General features: G+C 69.9%; 18 protein-coding genes and 1 tRNA gene. 8 read left to right on the top strand and 11 right to left on the bottom strand.

All coding sequences use genetic code 11. The features are described from left to right. Window positions 1-51: 51 nt before the first annotated feature. Complete coding sequence (gene serA / locus IEX91_RS00175; protein WP_188876281.1) at window positions 52-1,635, bottom strand: phosphoglycerate dehydrogenase; 1,584 nt, start codon at window positions 1,633-1,635, stop codon at window positions 52-54. Window positions 1,636-1,851: 216 nt separating this feature from the next. Here serA and serB point away from each other — a divergent pair, with 216 nt between their 5' ends. Beyond that, a complete protein-coding gene (gene serB, locus IEX91_RS00170; RefSeq protein ID WP_188876280.1) occupies window positions 1,852-2,487 on the top strand; it encodes a phosphoserine phosphatase SerB in 636 nt (211 codons plus the stop codon). A gap of 419 nt (window positions 2,488-2,906) precedes the next feature. On the opposite strand, the gene metX is transcribed toward serB, so the two are convergent. Both metX and IEX91_RS00160 read right to left on the bottom strand, forming a co-directional pair. After that, window positions 2,907-4,094, bottom strand: a complete 1,188-nt coding sequence (gene metX / locus IEX91_RS00165) for a homoserine O-acetyltransferase MetX (RefSeq protein WP_188876279.1) — start codon at window positions 4,092-4,094, stop codon at window positions 2,907-2,909. Further along, entirely contained in the window at window positions 4,091-5,383 is a 1,293-nt protein-coding gene (locus IEX91_RS00160; RefSeq protein ID WP_188876278.1) for an O-acetylhomoserine aminocarboxypropyltransferase/cysteine synthase family protein, read from the bottom strand. The genes metX and IEX91_RS00160 overlap by 4 nt, the downstream gene beginning before the upstream one ends. Before the next feature lie 106 nt (window positions 5,384-5,489). Between IEX91_RS00160 and ligA the strand changes: the two genes are divergently transcribed. The 5 genes from ligA to IEX91_RS00135 all read left to right on the top strand — a co-directional run bounded on the left by ligA (window position 5,490) and on the right by IEX91_RS00135 (window position 12,099). Then, window positions 5,490-7,751: an NAD-dependent DNA ligase LigA gene (gene ligA, locus IEX91_RS00155; protein ID WP_188876277.1), complete on the top strand. Its 2,262-nt coding sequence runs from the start codon at window positions 5,490-5,492 to the stop codon at window positions 7,749-7,751. A gap of 548 nt (window positions 7,752-8,299) precedes the next feature. Then, entirely contained in the window at window positions 8,300-9,697 is a 1,398-nt protein-coding gene (locus IEX91_RS00150) for a signal recognition particle protein Srp54 (RefSeq protein WP_188876276.1), read from the top strand. Window positions 9,698-9,737: 40 nt separating this feature from the next. Next, a complete protein-coding gene (locus IEX91_RS00145; RefSeq protein WP_188876275.1) occupies window positions 9,738-10,919 on the top strand; it encodes an MFS transporter in 1,182 nt (393 codons plus the stop codon). A gap of 49 nt (window positions 10,920-10,968) precedes the next feature. Continuing rightward, complete coding sequence (locus IEX91_RS00140; protein WP_188876274.1) at window positions 10,969-11,538, top strand: magnesium transporter; 570 nt, start codon at window positions 10,969-10,971, stop codon at window positions 11,536-11,538. Beyond that, the gene (locus IEX91_RS00135) at window positions 11,539-12,099 is read left to right on the top strand and encodes a magnesium transporter (RefSeq protein ID WP_188876273.1); all 561 of its coding nucleotides are present in this window, start codon (window positions 11,539-11,541) and stop codon (window positions 12,097-12,099) included. It begins immediately after the preceding gene. A 48-nt stretch (window positions 12,100-12,147) separates the two neighbouring features. Here the strand turns inward: IEX91_RS00135 and IEX91_RS00130 are convergent, their stop codons facing one another. The 6 genes from IEX91_RS00130 to IEX91_RS00105 form a co-directional block, all read right to left on the bottom strand. Beyond that, window positions 12,148-12,600, bottom strand: a complete 453-nt coding sequence (locus IEX91_RS00130; protein WP_188876272.1) for an RNA-binding domain-containing protein — start codon at window positions 12,598-12,600, stop codon at window positions 12,148-12,150. Next, window positions 12,597-13,148: an AAA family ATPase gene (locus tag IEX91_RS00125; protein WP_188876271.1), complete on the bottom strand. Its 552-nt coding sequence runs from the start codon at window positions 13,146-13,148 to the stop codon at window positions 12,597-12,599. The genes IEX91_RS00130 and IEX91_RS00125 overlap by 4 nt, the downstream gene beginning before the upstream one ends. A 134-nt stretch (window positions 13,149-13,282) precedes the next feature. Continuing rightward, complete coding sequence (locus IEX91_RS00120; RefSeq protein WP_188876270.1) at window positions 13,283-13,651, bottom strand: YccF domain-containing protein; 369 nt, start codon at window positions 13,649-13,651, stop codon at window positions 13,283-13,285. A 45-nt stretch (window positions 13,652-13,696) separates the two neighbouring features. Further along, window positions 13,697-13,894 (bottom strand): XapX domain-containing protein, encoded by a 198-nt coding sequence (locus IEX91_RS00115; protein ID WP_188876269.1) that lies wholly within the window; start codon window positions 13,892-13,894, stop codon window positions 13,697-13,699. Between the two features lie 214 nt (window positions 13,895-14,108). Then, a tRNA-Arg gene (locus IEX91_RS00110) sits at window positions 14,109-14,183 on the bottom strand. A 46-nt stretch (window positions 14,184-14,229) separates the two neighbouring features. Further along, a complete protein-coding gene (locus tag IEX91_RS00105; RefSeq protein WP_188876268.1) occupies window positions 14,230-14,379 on the bottom strand; it encodes a hypothetical protein in 150 nt (49 codons plus the stop codon). 99 nt (window positions 14,380-14,478) lie between these two features. On the opposite strand from IEX91_RS00105, the gene IEX91_RS00100 reads away from it, so the two are divergent. Then, on the top strand, window positions 14,479-15,405 hold the full coding sequence (locus IEX91_RS00100) for a DUF7139 domain-containing protein (RefSeq protein ID WP_188876267.1): 927 nt from the start codon (window positions 14,479-14,481) through the stop codon (window positions 15,403-15,405). Between the two features lie 66 nt (window positions 15,406-15,471). Continuing rightward, a complete protein-coding gene (locus IEX91_RS00095; RefSeq protein WP_188876266.1) occupies window positions 15,472-16,491 on the top strand; it encodes a disk-shape morphogenesis protein volactin in 1,020 nt (339 codons plus the stop codon). Between the two features lie 4 nt (window positions 16,492-16,495). On the opposite strand, the gene IEX91_RS00090 is transcribed toward IEX91_RS00095, so the two are convergent. Both IEX91_RS00090 and IEX91_RS00085 read right to left on the bottom strand, forming a co-directional pair. Next, window positions 16,496-16,738: a hypothetical protein gene (locus tag IEX91_RS00090; RefSeq protein WP_188876265.1), complete on the bottom strand. Its 243-nt coding sequence runs from the start codon at window positions 16,736-16,738 to the stop codon at window positions 16,496-16,498. 1 nt (window position 16,739) lies between these two features. Next, on the bottom strand, window positions 16,740-17,267 hold the full coding sequence (locus tag IEX91_RS00085; RefSeq protein ID WP_188876264.1) for a hypothetical protein: 528 nt from the start codon (window positions 17,265-17,267) through the stop codon (window positions 16,740-16,742). Window positions 17,268-17,431 lie beyond the last annotated feature (164 nt).

Here is a 17,431-nt window from a genome sequence, read left to right as displayed (position 1 = left end):
GTGACGTGACGGAGTCGGGAGCGGCGATCGACCGCTCGATTGGAGGGGGGTCTACGTCCCGTTCAGTTCGATCTCCGTGATCTCGGTGATGCGCGTGTCGCCTTCGAGTTCCGCGCGGGCGGCTTCGGGCAGCCCCTCGTCGAGGTTGTAGACGGTGAGGGCTTCGCCGCCGTCCGTCTCGCGGGCGTTGAACATGCCGGCGATGTTGACGTCGTACTCGCCGAGTACCGTCCCGATGAAGCCGATGACGCCGGGTTCGTCGCGGTTGCGTGCGACGAGCATGTGGCCGTGCGGGATGGCGTCGACGCGGTAGCCGTCGATGGAGACGAGACGGGGGTCGTCGCCGGCGAACAGCGTGCCGGAGACGGAGAGTTCCTCCTCGCCGTCGCCGACCGTGACGGTGACGAGGCTCTGGAAGTCCGCGGAGGAGCGGGTCTTCGTCTCCGTGACCTCGATCCCCCGTTCCTCGGCGACGCGCGGGGCGTTGACGGCGTTGACGTTCCATTCGAGGGGCTCGAAGACGCCCTTTTGCGCGCTCGCGGTGACGAGATCGACGTCCTCGGCGGCGATGTCGCCGGCGTAGGAGACCTCGATGCGTTCGATTCGCTCGCCGAAGAGCTGCGCCGCGACCTTCCCCGCGGTCTCCGTGAGATCGATGTACGGCTCGATCCGCGGGAAGGCGGATTCGTCGACGGACGGCGCGTTCAGCGCGTTGAGAACGGGTTCGTCGTTGAACGCGGCGACGACCTGCTCGGCCGTCGAGACGGCGACGTGCTCCTGGGCGGCCTCCGTGGATGCGCCGAGGTGGGGCGTGACGACGATGTCGTCGACGTCGAGCAGCGGCGAGTCCTCTGAGAGGGGTTCCTCGGCGAAGACGTCGACCGCGGCGCCCTTCATGACGCCGTCGGAGACGGCCTCGGCGAGGGCGTCCTCGTCGACGACGCCGCCGCGCGCGCAGTTGACGAGGTAGCCGCCTTCGAGGTTGGCGAGGGCGTCCTCGTCGATGAGTCCCTCCGTCTCGGGCGTGAGCGGGACGTGGACGGTGAGGAAGTCCGCGACGGTGAGACACTCCTCGAGGTCGACGAGGTCGGCGCCGAGCTGATCGGCGCGCTCCTCGCTGATGTAGGGGTCGTAGGCGACGAGGTCCATGCCGAGGGAGGCGAGCTTCTTCGCCACCTCCTGGCCGACCCGGCCGAGACCGACGACGCCGAGGGTCTTGCCGTTGACCTCCGTGCCGAGGTAGTCGCTCTTGGCCCACTCGCCCTCCTTCAGACGAACGTGGGCCTGCGGGATGGAGCGCGCGGCGGCGAACGCCATGGCGACGGTGTGCTCGGCGGCGGCGCGAACGTTGCCCTCGGGGGCGTTGGCGACGATGACGCCGTGTTCGGTCGCGGCGTCGATGTCGATGTTGTCGACGCCGATGCCGGCGCGCCCGACGATGACGAGGTCGGGCGCGGCCTCGAAGACCGCCTCGGTCACGTCGGTTCCGGAGCGAACGATGAGGGCGTTCGCGTCCGAGACGGCGTCGAGGAGGGCGTCGCCCTCGACGTCGTAGGCAGTTTCGACCTCGTGGCCCGCCTCGCGGAGGGTGTCGAGGCCGGCGTCCGCAATGGGGTCCGTGACGAGTACCTTCACGTTCGGGGGAAACCCGCGCGGCACATTAACGCTTTTCTCATCGGCGGCGCGTGACGCCGATCGACCCGGCCAATCTGTACACGGACGTGAGTAGTGTCGTCTATATACCGCTCGTGATGTCCACGGCCACGCCCCCTATCGGATGACCCCTTCGTTTCGTGTGGAACGCGGTGTGCGAACGGAACGCACTTGGCCGGCGGCGTGCGAACGGGGACCATGACGCTGGTCGCGTTCGACTTCGACGGCACGCTCTCGGACTCGGAGATGATGGTGTTGCTCGGCGAGCAGTACGGCGTCGCCGAGGAGATCGAGGAGATCACGACGCGCGCGATGCGCGGCGAGCTCTCGTACGCCGAATCGCTCTACGAGCGCGCCGCGCTCCTCGAAGGGCTCCCCGAGGCCGAAGCGCAGGCCGCCTACGAGCAGGTGTACCTCCGCCCCGGCGCGGCCGACCTCATCGAAGCGCTGAACGACGCCGGCCACACCACCGCGATCCTCACCGGTGGCTTCACGCCGGGCGTCGAGGCCGCCCTGGAGCGCGACCGCGCGGAGGTCGATCACGTCGTCGCCAACGAACTCCCCGTCGAAGACGGCCGCCTCACCGGCGACGCCGACGGCCCGCTCATCGAGGACACGAAGGACGAGGCCCTGGAAGCGCTCTGCATGGAGACGAACACCGACATGGACGACACCGTCGCAATCGGCGACGGCGCCAACGACCTCCCCATGCTCAAGGTCGCCGGCACCGCCGTCGGCTTCGTCCCCAAGCCCGCCGTCCGTCCGCACTGCGACGTCGTCGTCGCCACGATGGGACGGCTCAAGCGCGTCTTCGAGGAGGACGGCTTACTCTAAACGACCTTTTGCCGCGCTTGAGCGCGCCAACGGCGCGCTCTGCGCTGGCAAAAGCTCGGCCACCGTAGGAAGCGAAGCTTCCTACTGTTCAGTCAGAACGCGGGGCGTTCTGACGACAAAAGCCGTCGTCGGGTGCTTCGAACCCTCTTCGGCCTCGCCTCCGGCGAGCGAACCGGCGACCTTCCGGGCTCTTCGAGTCACTCGGTCGCCGAACGCTATACGTGTGGTTCGTTAGGCCACGGCGAAAACGGGCAGGCTACGAAAGAGCGTCCGCGCGACGAGCGGTCCGAAAGACCCGGCCGTCGCGCGGTTCACTCGCGGCGAAGCCGCGAGGTCCGAAGACCCCCGGGGCCGGGCGGACATTTTGGCCGAGCTTTTGCCAGCGACGGCAAAGCCGTCGCACAGCAAAAGGTCGTTGTTCAGGCGTCGGGTAGGAGGCCCGTGCACACCCGCGGGTAGTCTGGCGTCGCGTTCTGGTCGGCTTCGGTGGTGACGGCGCTCGCGCCGCGTTCGAGGAGGGTTCGGACGGGCGGGCCGACGCGGTCGGGTTCGACGAGGAAGGCGTCGTGGCCGTAGTCGCTCTCGATGACGCGGTGGACGGCGGCGCCTGGACCGGCCTCGAAGGCGTCGGCGATGACCTCGCCGCCCTCGGGCGGGAAGTGCCAGTCGCCGGTGAACGAGAGGACGAGCGCGTCGCCCTCGTAGTCGGCGAGGGCGGCGGCGTCGGATGGGTAGTCCGCGGCGAGGTCGTACTCGTCGAGCGCGCGGAGGAGGTAGAGGTAGCTGTTCGCGTCGAAGCGCTCGGTGAAGCGCTCGGCGTTGTAGTCGAGGTAGGAGGCGACGTCTCGGTAGGGGAAGCCCTCGGCGGTCGGGTCGTCGTGGTCGTCGGCGCGGCGCTCGGCGACGCGCCGGTCGAAGCGGTCGGTCATCGAGGCCTTCGAGAGGTACATCACGTGACCGATGCGGCGGGCGACGGCGAGTCCCTCGTCAGGTTCGGGACCGCCGTAGTAGTCGCCGTCGCCGTAGTTCGCGTCGCTCGTGATGGCGCGTCGGGCGGCGGTGTTGAGACCGAGACACTGCGCGTCGAGGCGGGGGCTGGTGGCGATAGCGGCGATCCGCTCGACGCGCTCGGGGTAACGCTTCGCCCAGTCGATGACGTTCATGCCGCCGACGCTGCCGCCGACGACGGCGTAGAGCGTGTCCACGCCGAGCGCGTCGAGGAGGCGGGCCTGCGAGCGCGTCCAGTCGCCGACCGTCACGGCGGGGAAGTCGGGGCCGTAGGGGTCGCCGTCGGGGCCCTCGCTCACGGGGCCGGTGGTGCCGTAGCACGATCCCGGGACGTTCGCGCAGACGACGTGGTAGGCGCGGGTGTCGATGGGTTTGCCGGGGCCGACGAGGGCGTCCCACCAGCCCGCCGCTTGGCCGCTGACGCCCTCGGGGGCGGGGCCGGCGACGTACTGGCTGCCGGTCAGCGCGTGACAGACGAGGACGGTGGGGTCCGTGGGGTCGCCGTACGCCGCATAGGCGACGTCGAGGTCGAGTTCGCCGCCGCGCTCGAACGCGAACGAGCCGACGTTCACGACGTCCTCGCGGCGGCCGCGGCTCATCGCGTCGCCTCCGCGATGGCCCGGTCGAGGTCGGCGAGGACGTCCGCGGGGTCCTCGATACCGACGGAGAGCCGGATCATGTCGGGCGTGACGCCGGAGGAGCGCTGTTCGGCCTCGCTCAGCTGGGCGTGCGTGGTGCTCGCGGGGTGGATGACGAGCGTCTTCGCGTCGCCGATGTTGGCGAGGAAGGAGGCGAGCTCCGTGGACTCGCAGAAGCGCTTGCCGGCCTCGAACCCGCCCTCGAGGCCGAAGGTGATCATGCCGCCGTAGCCGCCGTCGAGGTACTCCTTCGCGTTGTCGTACGTCTCGTGATCCGGGAGGCCGGGATAGGTGACCCAGGCGACGTCGTCGTGGTCGTCGAGGTACTCGGCGACGAGGACCGCGTTCTCACAGTGGCGTTCGACGCGGAGACCGAGCGTCTCCAACCCCTGCATCGTCTGCCACGCGTCGAAGGGGCTCTGGGAGTTGCCGAGCGTGCGGATGCCGCGGAGGCGGGTCGCGGCGGCCATCGGGGCGTCGGGGAAGCGTTCGGAGAGGTTGAGGCCGTGGTAGGCGGGGTTGTCGCCGGCGATTTCGGGGTACTGCTCCGGGTCCCAATCGAAGTCGCCGCCGTCGATGACGACGCCGCCGAGGGTCGTACCGGAGCCGTGGAGCCACTTCGTCGTGGAGTGCCAGACGACGTCGGCGCCGTGTTCGAGCGGGCGACAGAGCGCGGGCGTGGCGAAGGTGTTGTCGACGAACAGCGGCGTGTCGTGCGCGTGGGCGACGTCGGCGATCGCCTCGATGTCCGGCGTGACGAGCGCGGGGTTGCCGATCGTCTCCAGGTGGACGAACGCGGTGTCCTCGTCGATCGCCTCGGCGTACGCCTCGACGTCCAGCGTGTCCACGAAACGGGCCTCGATGCCGCGCCGGCCCGCGGTTCCGGTGAGGTAGGTGCGAGTGCCGCCGTAGATGGCGGACGACGACACGACGTTGTCGCCGGCTTCGGCGAGGACGAACGTCGCGGCGTCGAAGGCCGCCATCCCGGACGCGGTCGCCACGGCGCCCGCGCCGCCGGCGAGGCTGGCGAGGCGCTCCTCCAGCATCTCGACGGTCGGGTTGCTAATGCGGGAGTAGACGTCACCCTCCGCGTCGAGGGCGTAGAGGTCGGCCGCGTGGTCTGCGTCGTCGAAGACGTAGGAGGTCGTCTGATAGATCGGGGGTGCCCGGGCGCCGGTCGCGGGGTCCGCGGACTCCTGGCCGGCGTGGACGGTCCGGGTGTCGAACCGCCGGTCGTCCTCGTCGCTCATGTATCATATGCATATTTCCCCAGCGGGATATGCGCGCGAGTTACGGCAAAATCCGCTGGTACTCGCGCCCGAGTGCTTTACGGGGCCGCACGGCGACACCGCGGGTATGCCAGGCACCGACCTCGACGGCGCGGACGAGGTGGCCGACGACAACCCCTACGTCACCGATCCCGCCCTCGACTTCCGCGACGTCGAGGCGCTCGGCGAGGCCGACGCGCGCGCGCAGGCCGAGCGCCTCCGCGAGGCCGTTCGGTTCCACGATTACCGGTACTACGTCCTGAACGACCCCGTGATCGGCGATCGGGCCTACGATCGACTGTTCGAGCGCCTGCGCGAACTGGAGGACGCGTTCGACCTCGAACGCGAGGGCTCTCCCACCCAGCGCGTGGGCGGCGAACCCGTCGACGAGCTCGGGACCGTCGAGCACGTCGCGCCGCTGTTCTCCATCGACTCCAGCGGCGACGCCGCGGACGTCCGGGAGTTCGACCGGCGCGTGCGACGCGACCTCGGCGGGGCGGACGTCGCCTACGTCTGCGAGCCGAAGTTCGACGGGCTCTCCGTCGAGGTCGTCTACGTCGACGGGCGCTACGAGCGCGCGGCGACGCGCGGCGACGGCGAGACCGGCGAGGACGTCACGGAGAACGTCCGGACGATCGAGTCCGTCCCCCAGCGCCTGCGCGGCGACCACCCGGACGTCCTCGTCGTCAGGGGTGAGGTGTACATCCCGCGGGACGCCTTCCAACAGTATAACCGCGAGCGCGTCGAGCGCGGGGACGACCCCTTCGCCAACCCCCGGAACGCCGCCGCCGGCACGCTCAGACAGCTCGACCCCTCGGTGACGGCCGAGCGACCGCTCGACTGTTTCTTCTACGACGTGCTCGCGGCGTGGGACGCGGACGCGTCGGGTGACGGCGGTAGCGGCGACGACGGCGGTGACGACGCCGTCCGCGCGGCGTGGAACGGTAGCGGCACGAACGTCGAGGCGCTGCTCGACGCGCTCCGCGAGCGATCGTCGGCCTCCGGGGGCGGGCTCGGCGCCGGGATCGACGGCCTCGACACCCACTGGGGCGAGGTCGGTCGCTTCCCCGAGTGGGGGCTGAAGACGAACGACCGGGATCGCCGCGTCGCGGACGTCGAGGCGGCCATCGACTACCGGGACGCGCTGCGGACGGAGCGGGAGGAGCTGAACTACGAGATCGACGGGACGGTGGTGAAAGTCGACGACCGCGCGCAGTGCGAGCGCCTCGGCACCACGGCCCGACACTACCGGTGGGCGTACGCCTACAAGTTCCCGGCGCGCACGGAGGTGACGACGATCACGGACGTCGTCGTGCAGGTCGGCCGAACGGGTCGTCTCACCCCGGTCGCGCTCCTCGAACCCGTCGAGGTCGGCGGCGTCACGGTGTCGCGCGCGAGCCTCCACAACCCCGAGGAGATCGACGAACTGGGCGTGAACGTCGGGGACGAGGTGCGGATCGAACGCGCCGGCGACGTCATCCCGTACGTCGACGAGGTGGTGGAGAAACGCAGCGAGGGGACCTTCGACTTCCCCGAGTCGTGTCCGGTCTGCGGGAGCGACGTCGAGCGCGACGGCCCGATCGCCTTCTGCACGGGCGGGCTCGCCTGTGACGCCCAGCTCGTCCACGCGCTGGCCTACTTCACGGACGTGCTCGACATCGAGGGCGTGGGCGAGGCCGCGGCCGAACAGCTCGTCGAGGCGGGGCTCGTTGCGGACGACGTCGCGGACCTCTACGACGTCGAGGTGGAGACGCTGGCCGAGCTGTCGGGGTGGGGCGAGACGAGCGCTCGGAACCTCCGGGCGGAACTCGACGCCGCCCGCCACCCGCCGCTCGGTGACTTCCTCGCCGCCATCGGGATCCCCGAGGTCGGTCCGATCGTCGCCGCCGACCTCGCGGCCCACTTCGGTGACGTCGATGCGTTCCTCGACGCCGAGCGGGACGACTACGAGGCCGTCGAGGGCGTCGGCCCGACCGTCGCCGAGCACATCGCGGAGTTCCGCGACAACGAGCGCAACCGCCGCGTCATCGAGCGCCTGCGCGACGAGTCCAGGCTCGGCGAGCCCGACGCACCCGAGATGACCGAAGAAGGCGACGAGCTCGCCGGGGAGACGTACGTCTTCACGGGGAGCGTGGAGGGGTGGACCCGCGACGAGCTACAGGAACTCGTGGAGCGACACGGGGCGACGGCGACGACATCGGTCTCGTCGAACACGGACTGTCTCGTCGTCGGGTCGAACCCGGGCGCGAGCAAGCGCGAGGACGCCACCGAACACGACGTGCCCGAACTCGACGCCGACGCGTTCTTCGAGCGCCTCGCCGAACGCGGTATCGACGCCGACGCGCCGTGACGGCGTGTCACGCGAGCGACCGTATCTCCCGGGTTCAGCAATCGGTAGCGCGGAGGCTCCGTCCTCAACGAGCGAAGCGAGTAGGGCGGAGAGGAAGGGCGTTCGCGCGCCTTTAAGACCGCCCGCGCCGTATCCTGTGCTACTGCCGTCCTCGCACACGTCGGGGTCGGTAGGCGTCGCCAGTAGACCGACGCCTGTGGTGCGGTACTCCCGCACCCTATACTCGGGAACGACGACTGCGAACGAGGTGGACCCCCGTCCCTCGATTGAGGGTAGAGCGCGAGAACACCGGGAATTAAATCGGCGGGACAATCCTCGTCGGCGGTCGAAGTGGGAGGCATCATTAATGCACCCACGCCGTCGGCAGAACGGAAAGAGGAAGCCGGGCCGCGTCCACGCATGGGGTCGCGGGGCACAATATCGGTGCGGTAAAGCCCCGTCCTCAAGCAGTGACCGAGGGCCGCAAGGCCCGAGAGAGCGAGTAGGGCGGGGTAGTTTACATAGGGCGATAAGTGCTTTAATGCGTCTGCGGCCCCTACGTGGGCCAAATGGTACTCGACGACCTCGGGAGTTCGCTCAGGGGCACGCTCGATTCGCTCCGGGGGAAGTCCCGCATCGATGAGGAAGACGTCGAGGAGGTCGTCAAGGAGATCCAGCGCTCCTTGCTGCAGGCCGACGTCGACGTCTCGCTCGTGATGGCCCTCTCGGACTCGATCAAGGAGCGCGCCCTGGAGGAGGAGCCGCCGGGCGGCACGACCGCGCGCGATCACGTCCTGCGCATCGTCTACGAGGAGCTCGTCGACCTCGTCGGCGAATCCACCGAGCTCCCCTTGGAGGAGCAGACGATCATGCTCGCCGGCCTCCAGGGGTCGGGGAAGACCACCACCGCCGCGAAGATGGCGTGGTGGTTCTCGAAGAAGGGGCTCCGACCCGCCGTCATCCAGACCGACACCTTCCGCCCCGGGGCCTACGAGCAGGCCGAGCAGATGTGCGAGCGCGCGGAGGTCGACTTCTACGGCGATCCCGACGAGGACGACCCCGTCAAGATCGCGCGCGAGGGACTCGAAGCGACCGAGGACGCCGATGTGCGCATCGTCGACACCGCGGGGCGACACGCCCTCGAAGCCGATCTCATCGACGAGATCGAGGAGATCGAGGCGACGGTCCAGCCGGACCGCTCGCTCCTCGTCCTCGACGCCGCGATCGGTCAGGGCGCGAAGGACCAGGCCCAGCAGTTCGAGGACTCCGTGGGCATCGACGGCGTCGTCATCACGAAGCTCGACGGGACCGCGAAGGGCGGGGGCGCGCTGACCGCCGTCAACGAGACCGACTCGACCATCGCCTTCCTCGGCTCCGGCGAGACGGTCCAGGACATCGAGCGCTTCGAGCCCGACGGCTTCATCTCCCGACTGCTGGGGATGGGCGACCTCAAGCAGCTCACCGAGCGCGTCGAGCGCGCGATGGAGGAGACCCAGGCCGAAGAGGAAGAGGACTGGGACCCCGAGGACATGCTGAAGGGGGAGTTCACCCTCAAGGACATGCAGCGGCAGATGAGCGCGATGAGCAACATGGGGCCCCTCGATCAGGTGATGGACATGATCCCGGGGATGGGCGGCGGCCTCATGGATCAGCTCCCCGACGACGCGATGGACGTCACCCAGGACCGGATGCGGAACTTCGAGGTCGTCATGGACTCGATGACCGACGAGGAGCTGGAGAACCCGCGCTCGATCGGTGCCTCCCAGATCCGCCGCATCGCCAAGGGCTCGGGGCAGGGCGAGGAGACGGTCCGCGAACTCCTCGAACAGCACAAGATGATGGCGCGGACGATGAAGCAGTTCCAGGGGATGGGCGACGGCGACATGCAGCGGATGATGCAGAAGATGCAGGGCGGTGGCGGCGGCGGTGGCGGTGGCATGGGCGGGATGGGCCCGTTCGGCGACTAGAAGCTGAAGCGCTTTTGTGCCGGCCGGTCACACCTCCCATGTGCGCCGACGCCTCCGCTCGCTGGACGCCCTCGCGGCGACGGCGGCGATCTGGTTCCTCGCGAAGTTCCTCCGGTACGCGTTCCCGCCGCTCTTCCCGGAGCTGAGCACGCGCTACGGCGTCACGGACGCGACGCTCGGGCTTGCGTTCACCGCGATGTTGCTCGTCTACGCGCTGTTGCAGTTCCCCGCGGGTGCGATCGCCGATCGGATCGGGGCGTCGGTCGTCATCACCGCGGGCGCGGCCGTCGCGGGCGTCGCCGCGCTCGCGCTCTCGCTCGACGCGCCCTTCGTCGTCCTCGTCGGCGCCATGGTCCTCGTCGGCGTCGGCACGGGCGTCCACAAGACCGTCGCCATCGGCCTGCTCTCGACCGTCTACACGGAGCGTCCGGGCCGCGCGCTCGGCGTCCTCGACACCGCGGGGGCGCTCGCGGGCGTCGCCGCCCCCGCCGCCGTCGCGTTCTGCCTCACGAGCCCGCGCGTCACGTGGCACGCCGTCTTCCTCGCGGGCGGGCTGCTCGGGCTCTCACTCGCCGTCCTCGCCCATCGCTGGCTGGGCGCGCGCGAACCCGAGCGCGACGACGGGGACGACGAGCGCGTCCCGCTCCGTCGCTACGCCGCGCTCTTCCGCCGGCCGGCGTTCGCGGGGTTCGTCCTCGTCACCGTCGGCTTCTCCTTCGCGTACAACGGCGTCGTCGCGTTCCTCCCGCGCTACCTCGAAACCGCGGGTCTCACGCCGGCGACCGCGAGCGCCGTCTACGGGAGCCTGTTCGTCGTCAGCCTCGTGCAGACCGTCACGGGCGACCTCGCGGACCGGATCGGCGCGCTCCGCGTGATCGTCGCCACGCTCGCCGTCGCCACCGTCGGCCTGCTCGCGCTCATCGCCGTCGGCGGCGGGGCCGGGATCGTCACGCTCGTCGGCGTGGTCGTCGTCTTCGGCCTCGGGAGTCACGGCTTCCGACCGGTCAGGGGCGCGTACCTGATGGCGCTCCTCCCCGCGGACGTCTCGGGCGGCGGCCTCGGCGTCGTCCGCACCGTCCTGATGGGCGCGGGCGCGATCGCGCCGGGCGTCGTCGGCGTTGTCTCCACCTATGCCGGGTTCCGGGCCGCGTTCGGCGTGCTCTGGGTCGCACTCGCCGTCGCCGCCGTCGCGGCCGGGGTGCTGCTCGTCACCGACCGGTGAGGCGCGCGACGGCCGGGGTATTTTACCGGCCGCCGCGTCTGGTGTCGGTATGAGCATCCGCGACGTCGCCGCCGACGCCTATCGGGAGGCCGTACCGGCGCTCGTCGCGAGCACGCTCGGGGGCCTCTTCGCCGGCGTCGTCCTCGGCGGGATGCGCGCCGAGTTACGCCTCGTCCCCGGCCTCCTCGTCTGCGTCCCCGCGCTGCTCGCCACCCGCGGGAACGTCTACGGGTCGCTCGGTGCGCGCCTCGCCACCGGCCTCCACCAGGGGCTCATCGAAGCGGAGTTCGAGGCCGACGACCGACTCGTCGCCGCCGGCGCGGCCGCGATGGCCAACGGCCTCGTCGCCTCCGCGTTCGCGGCGGCACTAGCGTTCTGCGTTCTCCTCGCGCTCGGCCGCACGGTCGCGGGGCTCGGGACGCTCGTCGCCGTCGCGCTCGTCGCCGGCCTCCTCTCCGGGATCGTCCTCACCGGGGCCGTCGTCGCCGTCGTCTTCGTCGGCTTCCGCCGGGGGTACAACCCGGACGCGCTCGTCGGCCCCCTCGTCACGACCATCGGGGACGTCTTCGGCCTCGCCTTCCTCGTCGTCGGCGTCGAGGTCGTGCTGGGGGTGGCCTAGATGCCCGAGGAGTGGACCGTGTCCGCGATCACGCGCGCGACGCTACCCGTCCTGCTTGGCCTCACGGCCGTCGAGATCGGCAGCGGCCTCGTCCTCGGGACGTTCGAGGCGACGCTCTATCGCTACCCGAGCCTCCTCGTGCTCGTCCCCGTCACGATCGGAACCGCGGGGAACCTGGGGAGCATCCTCGCCTCGCGGCTCTCCACCGCGATGCACCTCGGGACCCTCTCCTTCGCGCCGACGGACGACGACCTCGCCGGCAACGCGCTCGCCACCGTGACGCTCGCGCTCACCCTCTTCCCGGTCGTCGGCGCGGGCGCGTGGGCCGCCACCGGCCTCACGGGCACGCACCCGGACCTCCCCGTGTGGACCGTCGTCGCCGTCTCGTTCGCCTCGGGAGCCGCGCTCGCGCTCCTCGCGGTCGGTGTCACGATCACCGCGACGTACGCCGCCTATCGCCTCCGCCTCGATCCCGACGACGTCGTCATTCCCGTGGTGACGAACGTCTGTGACGTCCTCGGCGTCGTCGTCCTCTTCGCCGTCGTGCAGGTGCTCGTCTGACTACTCGGCGTCGTCGTCCTCTTCGCCGTCGTGCAGGTGCTCGTCTGACTACTCGGCGTCGTCGCCGACGCCCTCCACGTCCTCGATGGGGTCGCCCTCCGCCGTCTCCGGCGCGAGGTACGCGACGAACTCGTCGACCGACGGCTCGCGCACCGTCACCTCCACGTGAACGTCGCCGAGTTCCGCCGCGCTCCCCACGGAGAAGTTCACGACGCCGCGGAAGGCCGCCTGCTTCTTCAAGTCGAAGGCGAAGCCGTCCGCGTCCTCCACGTCGTCGCGTCCGTCGAGGAACGCCGAGCGCGCGGTGTCGAGGATGCGCTGTTCGAAGAGCGCCTCGCGGAACCCTTCGAGATCGTGCGTCGTCGCCACGACCTCGTCCGGGCCGATCTCGATCTCGGCGGTCGGAAAGAGCGCCTCGACGGCGCGCGCGACGCGATCCGGGACCTCCGTGGGCCGGACGGGCGCGCGGATCTCGACGTCGACGCTGTAGACGACGCTCACGCCCCCGCCTCCTCGATGAGCTCGCGCACGCGGTCGTGGAACGCCGACAGCGTGCCCGTGTTCTCGATGGTGACGTCCGCCGCCGCCATCGCCGCGTCCATGCCGAAGCCGCGCTCGCGCTCGTCGCGCTCTTCGAGGCTCTCACCCCCCTCCTCCTTCGTCGCGTCGCGCCCGCGCACGCCGAGGCGCTCGCGGCGGAGTTCGAAGGGCGCGTGGACCTCGACGAGCAGGAAGTCGTCGCCGAAGGCCGCCTCGAAGCGCTCGACCTCCGCGTCCGAGCGGATGCCGTCGACGAGCACGACGTCGTTCCCGTCGAGGGCGTCCTCGATGATCGGGAGGGAGCGCTCAGCGATGGCGTCGACGCCGCCCTCCTCGCGGAGCGCGCGCGCCACCTCGCCGTGGTAGGTCGCCGGGTCGAGTCCGCGGTCCTCGCAGGCCGCGCGGATGACGTCGCCCATCGTCACCACGGGGACGTCGAGCTCCTCGGCGACCGCCGCCGCCTCGCTCTTCCCGCTCCCCGGGAGGCCGACGATACCGATGACAGTCATGGTCGGAAGTAGCCGCGACGGCGATTTAAAGCCAAGCATCCGGCGGGAGGAGACGGGTGCTCGGGGCGGGCGAACGCCGGCGGCATGAACCGTCGCGCGCTGTCGGTGGGGGCGCCCGGCGCGGTGACGCGGCGTCAGAGCCGGTAGAGCGAGGTGACGTAGGGGAGGCGGTGGAACATCCAGATGGCGACCGGGAGGCCGACGATCGTGACCGCGAAGAACGCCGCGAGGTTGGCCCAGAGGAAACTCGCCCACCAGCCGACGAGGACGAAGTAGACGGCGCGCAGCGCGAGGCCGTGCTGGCTGCCACCGTCGGCGTCGAGGTCGCGGGGTTCCTGCAGCGTCAGCGCGGTCGGGACGAGGTTGATGAGCGCGATCCCGATGGGGATGCCGACGATGGTGGCGTTGCAGAGCCACGCGACGTTCACGAGGGCGGGCGTCGCCCACCAGCCGACGAAGACGAACCAGAGCGCGCGCGTGAGGAGGGAGCGTTGTTCGGCCATACGTGGCGAACGCGCCACAGCGTCAAAAGCGTCGCCCGCAAAACGTCAGCCGAGGCCGAGCCAACTCAGGAGGTCGAAGCCGACCCCGGTAGCCTCGACGATGCGGTAGCCGACGTAGATGCCGACGATGCCGACGATGCCCGGGAGCGACGGCGGCGCGGGGAGCGGGACGCGGAGACCGGCGAAGACGAAGCCGGTCGCGATGCCGACGACGAGGGCGGCGAGGACGTGAGTCGCGTTCATGCGCGACGCCACGGGGAGCGCCGTGAAAAGGACGCCGAAGCGCGGGACGGGGCGGTGGAGAGTAACGGAGTGCGGAACGCGGAGACGGAGCATGGGGGAGCGTACTCGCGCGCAGCGCGAGTTTCACCGGTCGCCTCCGGCGACCGGGAGTTTTTCTCCCGTGTTTTTGCAAGCGGGGGTTCGCCCCGCGAACCCCCCGCAGTAAAAAGACGGACGGGCACGGGGGGATTCGAACCCCCGCGCTTCTGGTTAGAAGCCAGACGCTCTGTCCGAACTGAGCTACGTGCCCCACCGTCCCCTATCGCGGTGAGGGCAAAAGGCGTTCGGGACGCGGCTCACAGGAGCTCCGCGACGGTATCGAAGTTCCCGCGGCAGAACGGACAGCGGTAGGTCGTCCGGATGCCGTCGGATCGGGGGACGGTTCGGGCTCGGATCTCGTCTCGCTCGATACCGCGCTCACAGTTCGGACACGCGAGGGGCGACATATGGTACACAATAACACACAAGGTCTTAAATCATGCGCCCGTGTCGCTCGCGGGGTACGCTGGCGAACAGTCTTAACGCAGGCTGCTAGACGTGTGTGCATGGAGAGTGAGACGACCGAGCGGGTGACGGACGGACTCGTCCGGGTGTACCGTCGGTATCTCGGCGAACCGGAGCGGCTGGTGGACGTCTACGTCGGGTTCGGGCTGTTCTTCGCGGGCGCGACGCTCGGCGTTCTCGGCGCGGTCGTGTTCGGGTGGTCCTCGACGATCCCGGCGAGCGTGCACTTCCACTGGCAGCTACGCGAGGTCGCGGGCACGCTCGCGCTCGTCGGCCTCCCGGCGTTCCTCCTCAGCATCCCCGTGTTGCTCCCGGTCGACCGGCGGGCGATGTACGCCGCGGGACTCGGCGCCGTCGTCTGCCTCGGCGGCGTCGGCGTCTTCGTGGCGAGCTACCCCCAACACTGGAACGTGCAGGGGACGGCGGACTACAGCACGCTCGGCGTCTTCGTCTACTCTGCCGGCCTCGTCGTGCTCGTCGGCGCGGGCGGCGCGGGTCTCGTCACCGACCGGATCGAGCGCGCCCGACAGTCGGCGAGCACCGCGACGGGCGCGGGGAGCGCCGGCGGCGACGGCACGACCACCGGGGACGCGGAGACGGTCAGCGACGAGCAGGTCGAACGCGACATCGAGGACGCGATGTCCGGCTCGGAGCTCTCGTGGGGCGGCGTCGAGAAGACGAGTACGACGCGACTGAACCTCAGCGCCGGCGGCGACGACGAGGCGGAGGTCGAGCGCTCGAACCTCACGCCCGACAACGCGAACGTCTCGCGGAGCACGAGCGCGGACGATCAGGTCGCGGCCCTGCAGAAGCTCCGCGGGAACGAGGAGCCGGCGGAGGAGACCGGCGAGGGCGCGGACGATCAGGTCGCGGCGCTCCAAGAGCTCCGGAAGAAACAGCAGGCGGAGGAGGTCGCAACCGCGGACGACGGAGTCGTCGAGCGCGTCAAGTCCCTCTTCGGGCGCTGAGACGGCCCGTGGGGACGAGAACCGGGCGAGCCATAGCTTTAAGATCGGCGATTTCGACCAACAACCATGGCGAAAGGCCTCGACGTCGGTACGATGAACCTCATCTCCGCGCGACAGGAGGGCGCGGAGACGGTGTTCGTCCAACAGCGCAACTCGTTCGTCGAACTCGACTACAGCGACATGGCCGATCAGATGCTCTCGCGCAGCGACGTCCTCCACATCAAGAAGGGGGATAAGGTGTACGTCGTCGGCGACGACGCCCTGAACTTCGCGAACATCTTCAACCGCGAGACGCGACGGCCGATGAAGGCGGGCATCCTCTCCTCCGACGAGAAGTCCGCCATCCCGATGATCAAGCTCATCCTCCAGCAGGTCGTCGACGAGCCCCAACACCCCGGCGAGCGCCTCTTCTTCTCGACGCCCGCCGACCCCATCGACTCCGATCTCTCCACGCTCTACCACCAGAAGACCCTCGAATCCATCCTCTCGGACATGGGGTACGACCCCGAACCGATCAACGAGGGGATGGCCGTCATCTACAGCGAGCTCGCCGACAACGACTTCACCGGTCTCGGTATCAGCTTCGGCGCGGGGATGACGAACGTCTGTCTCTCCTACTACGCGGTGCCGGTCATGCGCTTCTCCATCGCCCGCGGGGGCGACTGGATCGACGAGCAGGCCGCGCGCGCCACCGGGACGCCCGTCGATAAGGTCACGACGACGAAGGAGGACGACTTCCGCCTCGACTTCACGAGCGACGTCGGCGGCATCGAGGGCGCGCTCGGCATCTACTACGAGAACCTCCTCGACTACGTCGTCGAGAACGTCGTCGAGGAAGTCGACGAGGAGGACGTCGAGGAGGGCCTCGACGTGCCCGTCGTCGTCACCGGTGGCACCGCGAGCCCCGACGGCTTCGAGGGGCTCTTCCGCGAGCGCCTCCGCGAGGCCGACATCCCCTTCTCCGTCAGCGGCGTTCGGCGCGCCCGCGAACCCCTCTACAGCGTCGCTCGCGGCGCGCTCGTCGCCGCCCGCTCCGAGGAGGGCGAACGCGAGTCCGAAGAGGCCGAAGCGACCCCCGAAGAGTAACGAGTTACGCCGTCCCGTCGTCCGCGCCGTCGCTATCGGTCGTATCGCCACTGCCACCGCGACGATAGCGCCGCAGGATCGACGCCCACGACTCCTCGTCAGCGCGTTCGGGCGGCGAGTGATCGGCCGGGACGTCCGCGTATCCGCAGTCCTCGCAGACGACGGCGCGTTTCCCTTCGAAGACGAACGTCTCGAGGTCACCGCCACAGCGCGGACACGTCGACCCCTCCTCGCGGGTGTCGGCCATCTCAGCGGTAGTGTTTGAACAGGAGCGCGCGCACGTCGTCGCGGGTCCGCGCGTGCGCCGTCGACCCGTCCGGCAGCGTCACCCGGTATTTCCCGTCGCTCGAATCGACTTCCTCCCACGCGTCGTCGTGCTCCTCCAAGAGCTCCATCATCTGTCGCAGAGGGCTCTCCGAGCCGGACGGCGAGGGCGACGGATCGGTGCGGGTCGTCGAATCCGCGTCGTCGCTCGTCGCGTCGGCGTCGCGGCGCACCGTCTCGACGGTCGTGCTCCCGGCCGACGTATCGACCGTGTCCGATCCCGCGGCGGCCGGCTCCCCGCTCGACCCATCGGGTTCGCCCGCGTCCGCATCGCCGTTCGCGTCCGGGACGAGGGCGTCCGCCGGCCGGGTCGCCTCGTGGCGGTCGATGAGGTATTGGAGCGCGTCGCGCGGCCGCATCGCCCCGTAGCCGTCGAGGTACTCGTCTGCGAGCGCCTCGCGCAGCTCCTCGATGTACTCGGCCTGCGACGCCCCGATGTCGAGTTCCGGCATACCCGCACGGGGGCGACGCGGCTTCAAATAACTAGGCGTCACCGGGTTCTATCGCGCCCTCGTTTAAGTACTTCCCGTCACAAACAGTAGATACGAAGGGCTTCTGCGGGACGTTAACCGTTGAGCGGCGGTGCCGTGTCCTCACGGATCGCTATCGCTCCCCG

Origin of the sequence: Halarchaeum nitratireducens (genome assembly GCF_014647155.1) — an archaeon.
Classification (GTDB): Archaea; Halobacteriota; Halobacteria; order Halobacteriales; family Halobacteriaceae; genus Halarchaeum; species Halarchaeum nitratireducens.
This window is presented reverse-complemented; position numbering and strand designations above follow the sequence as displayed.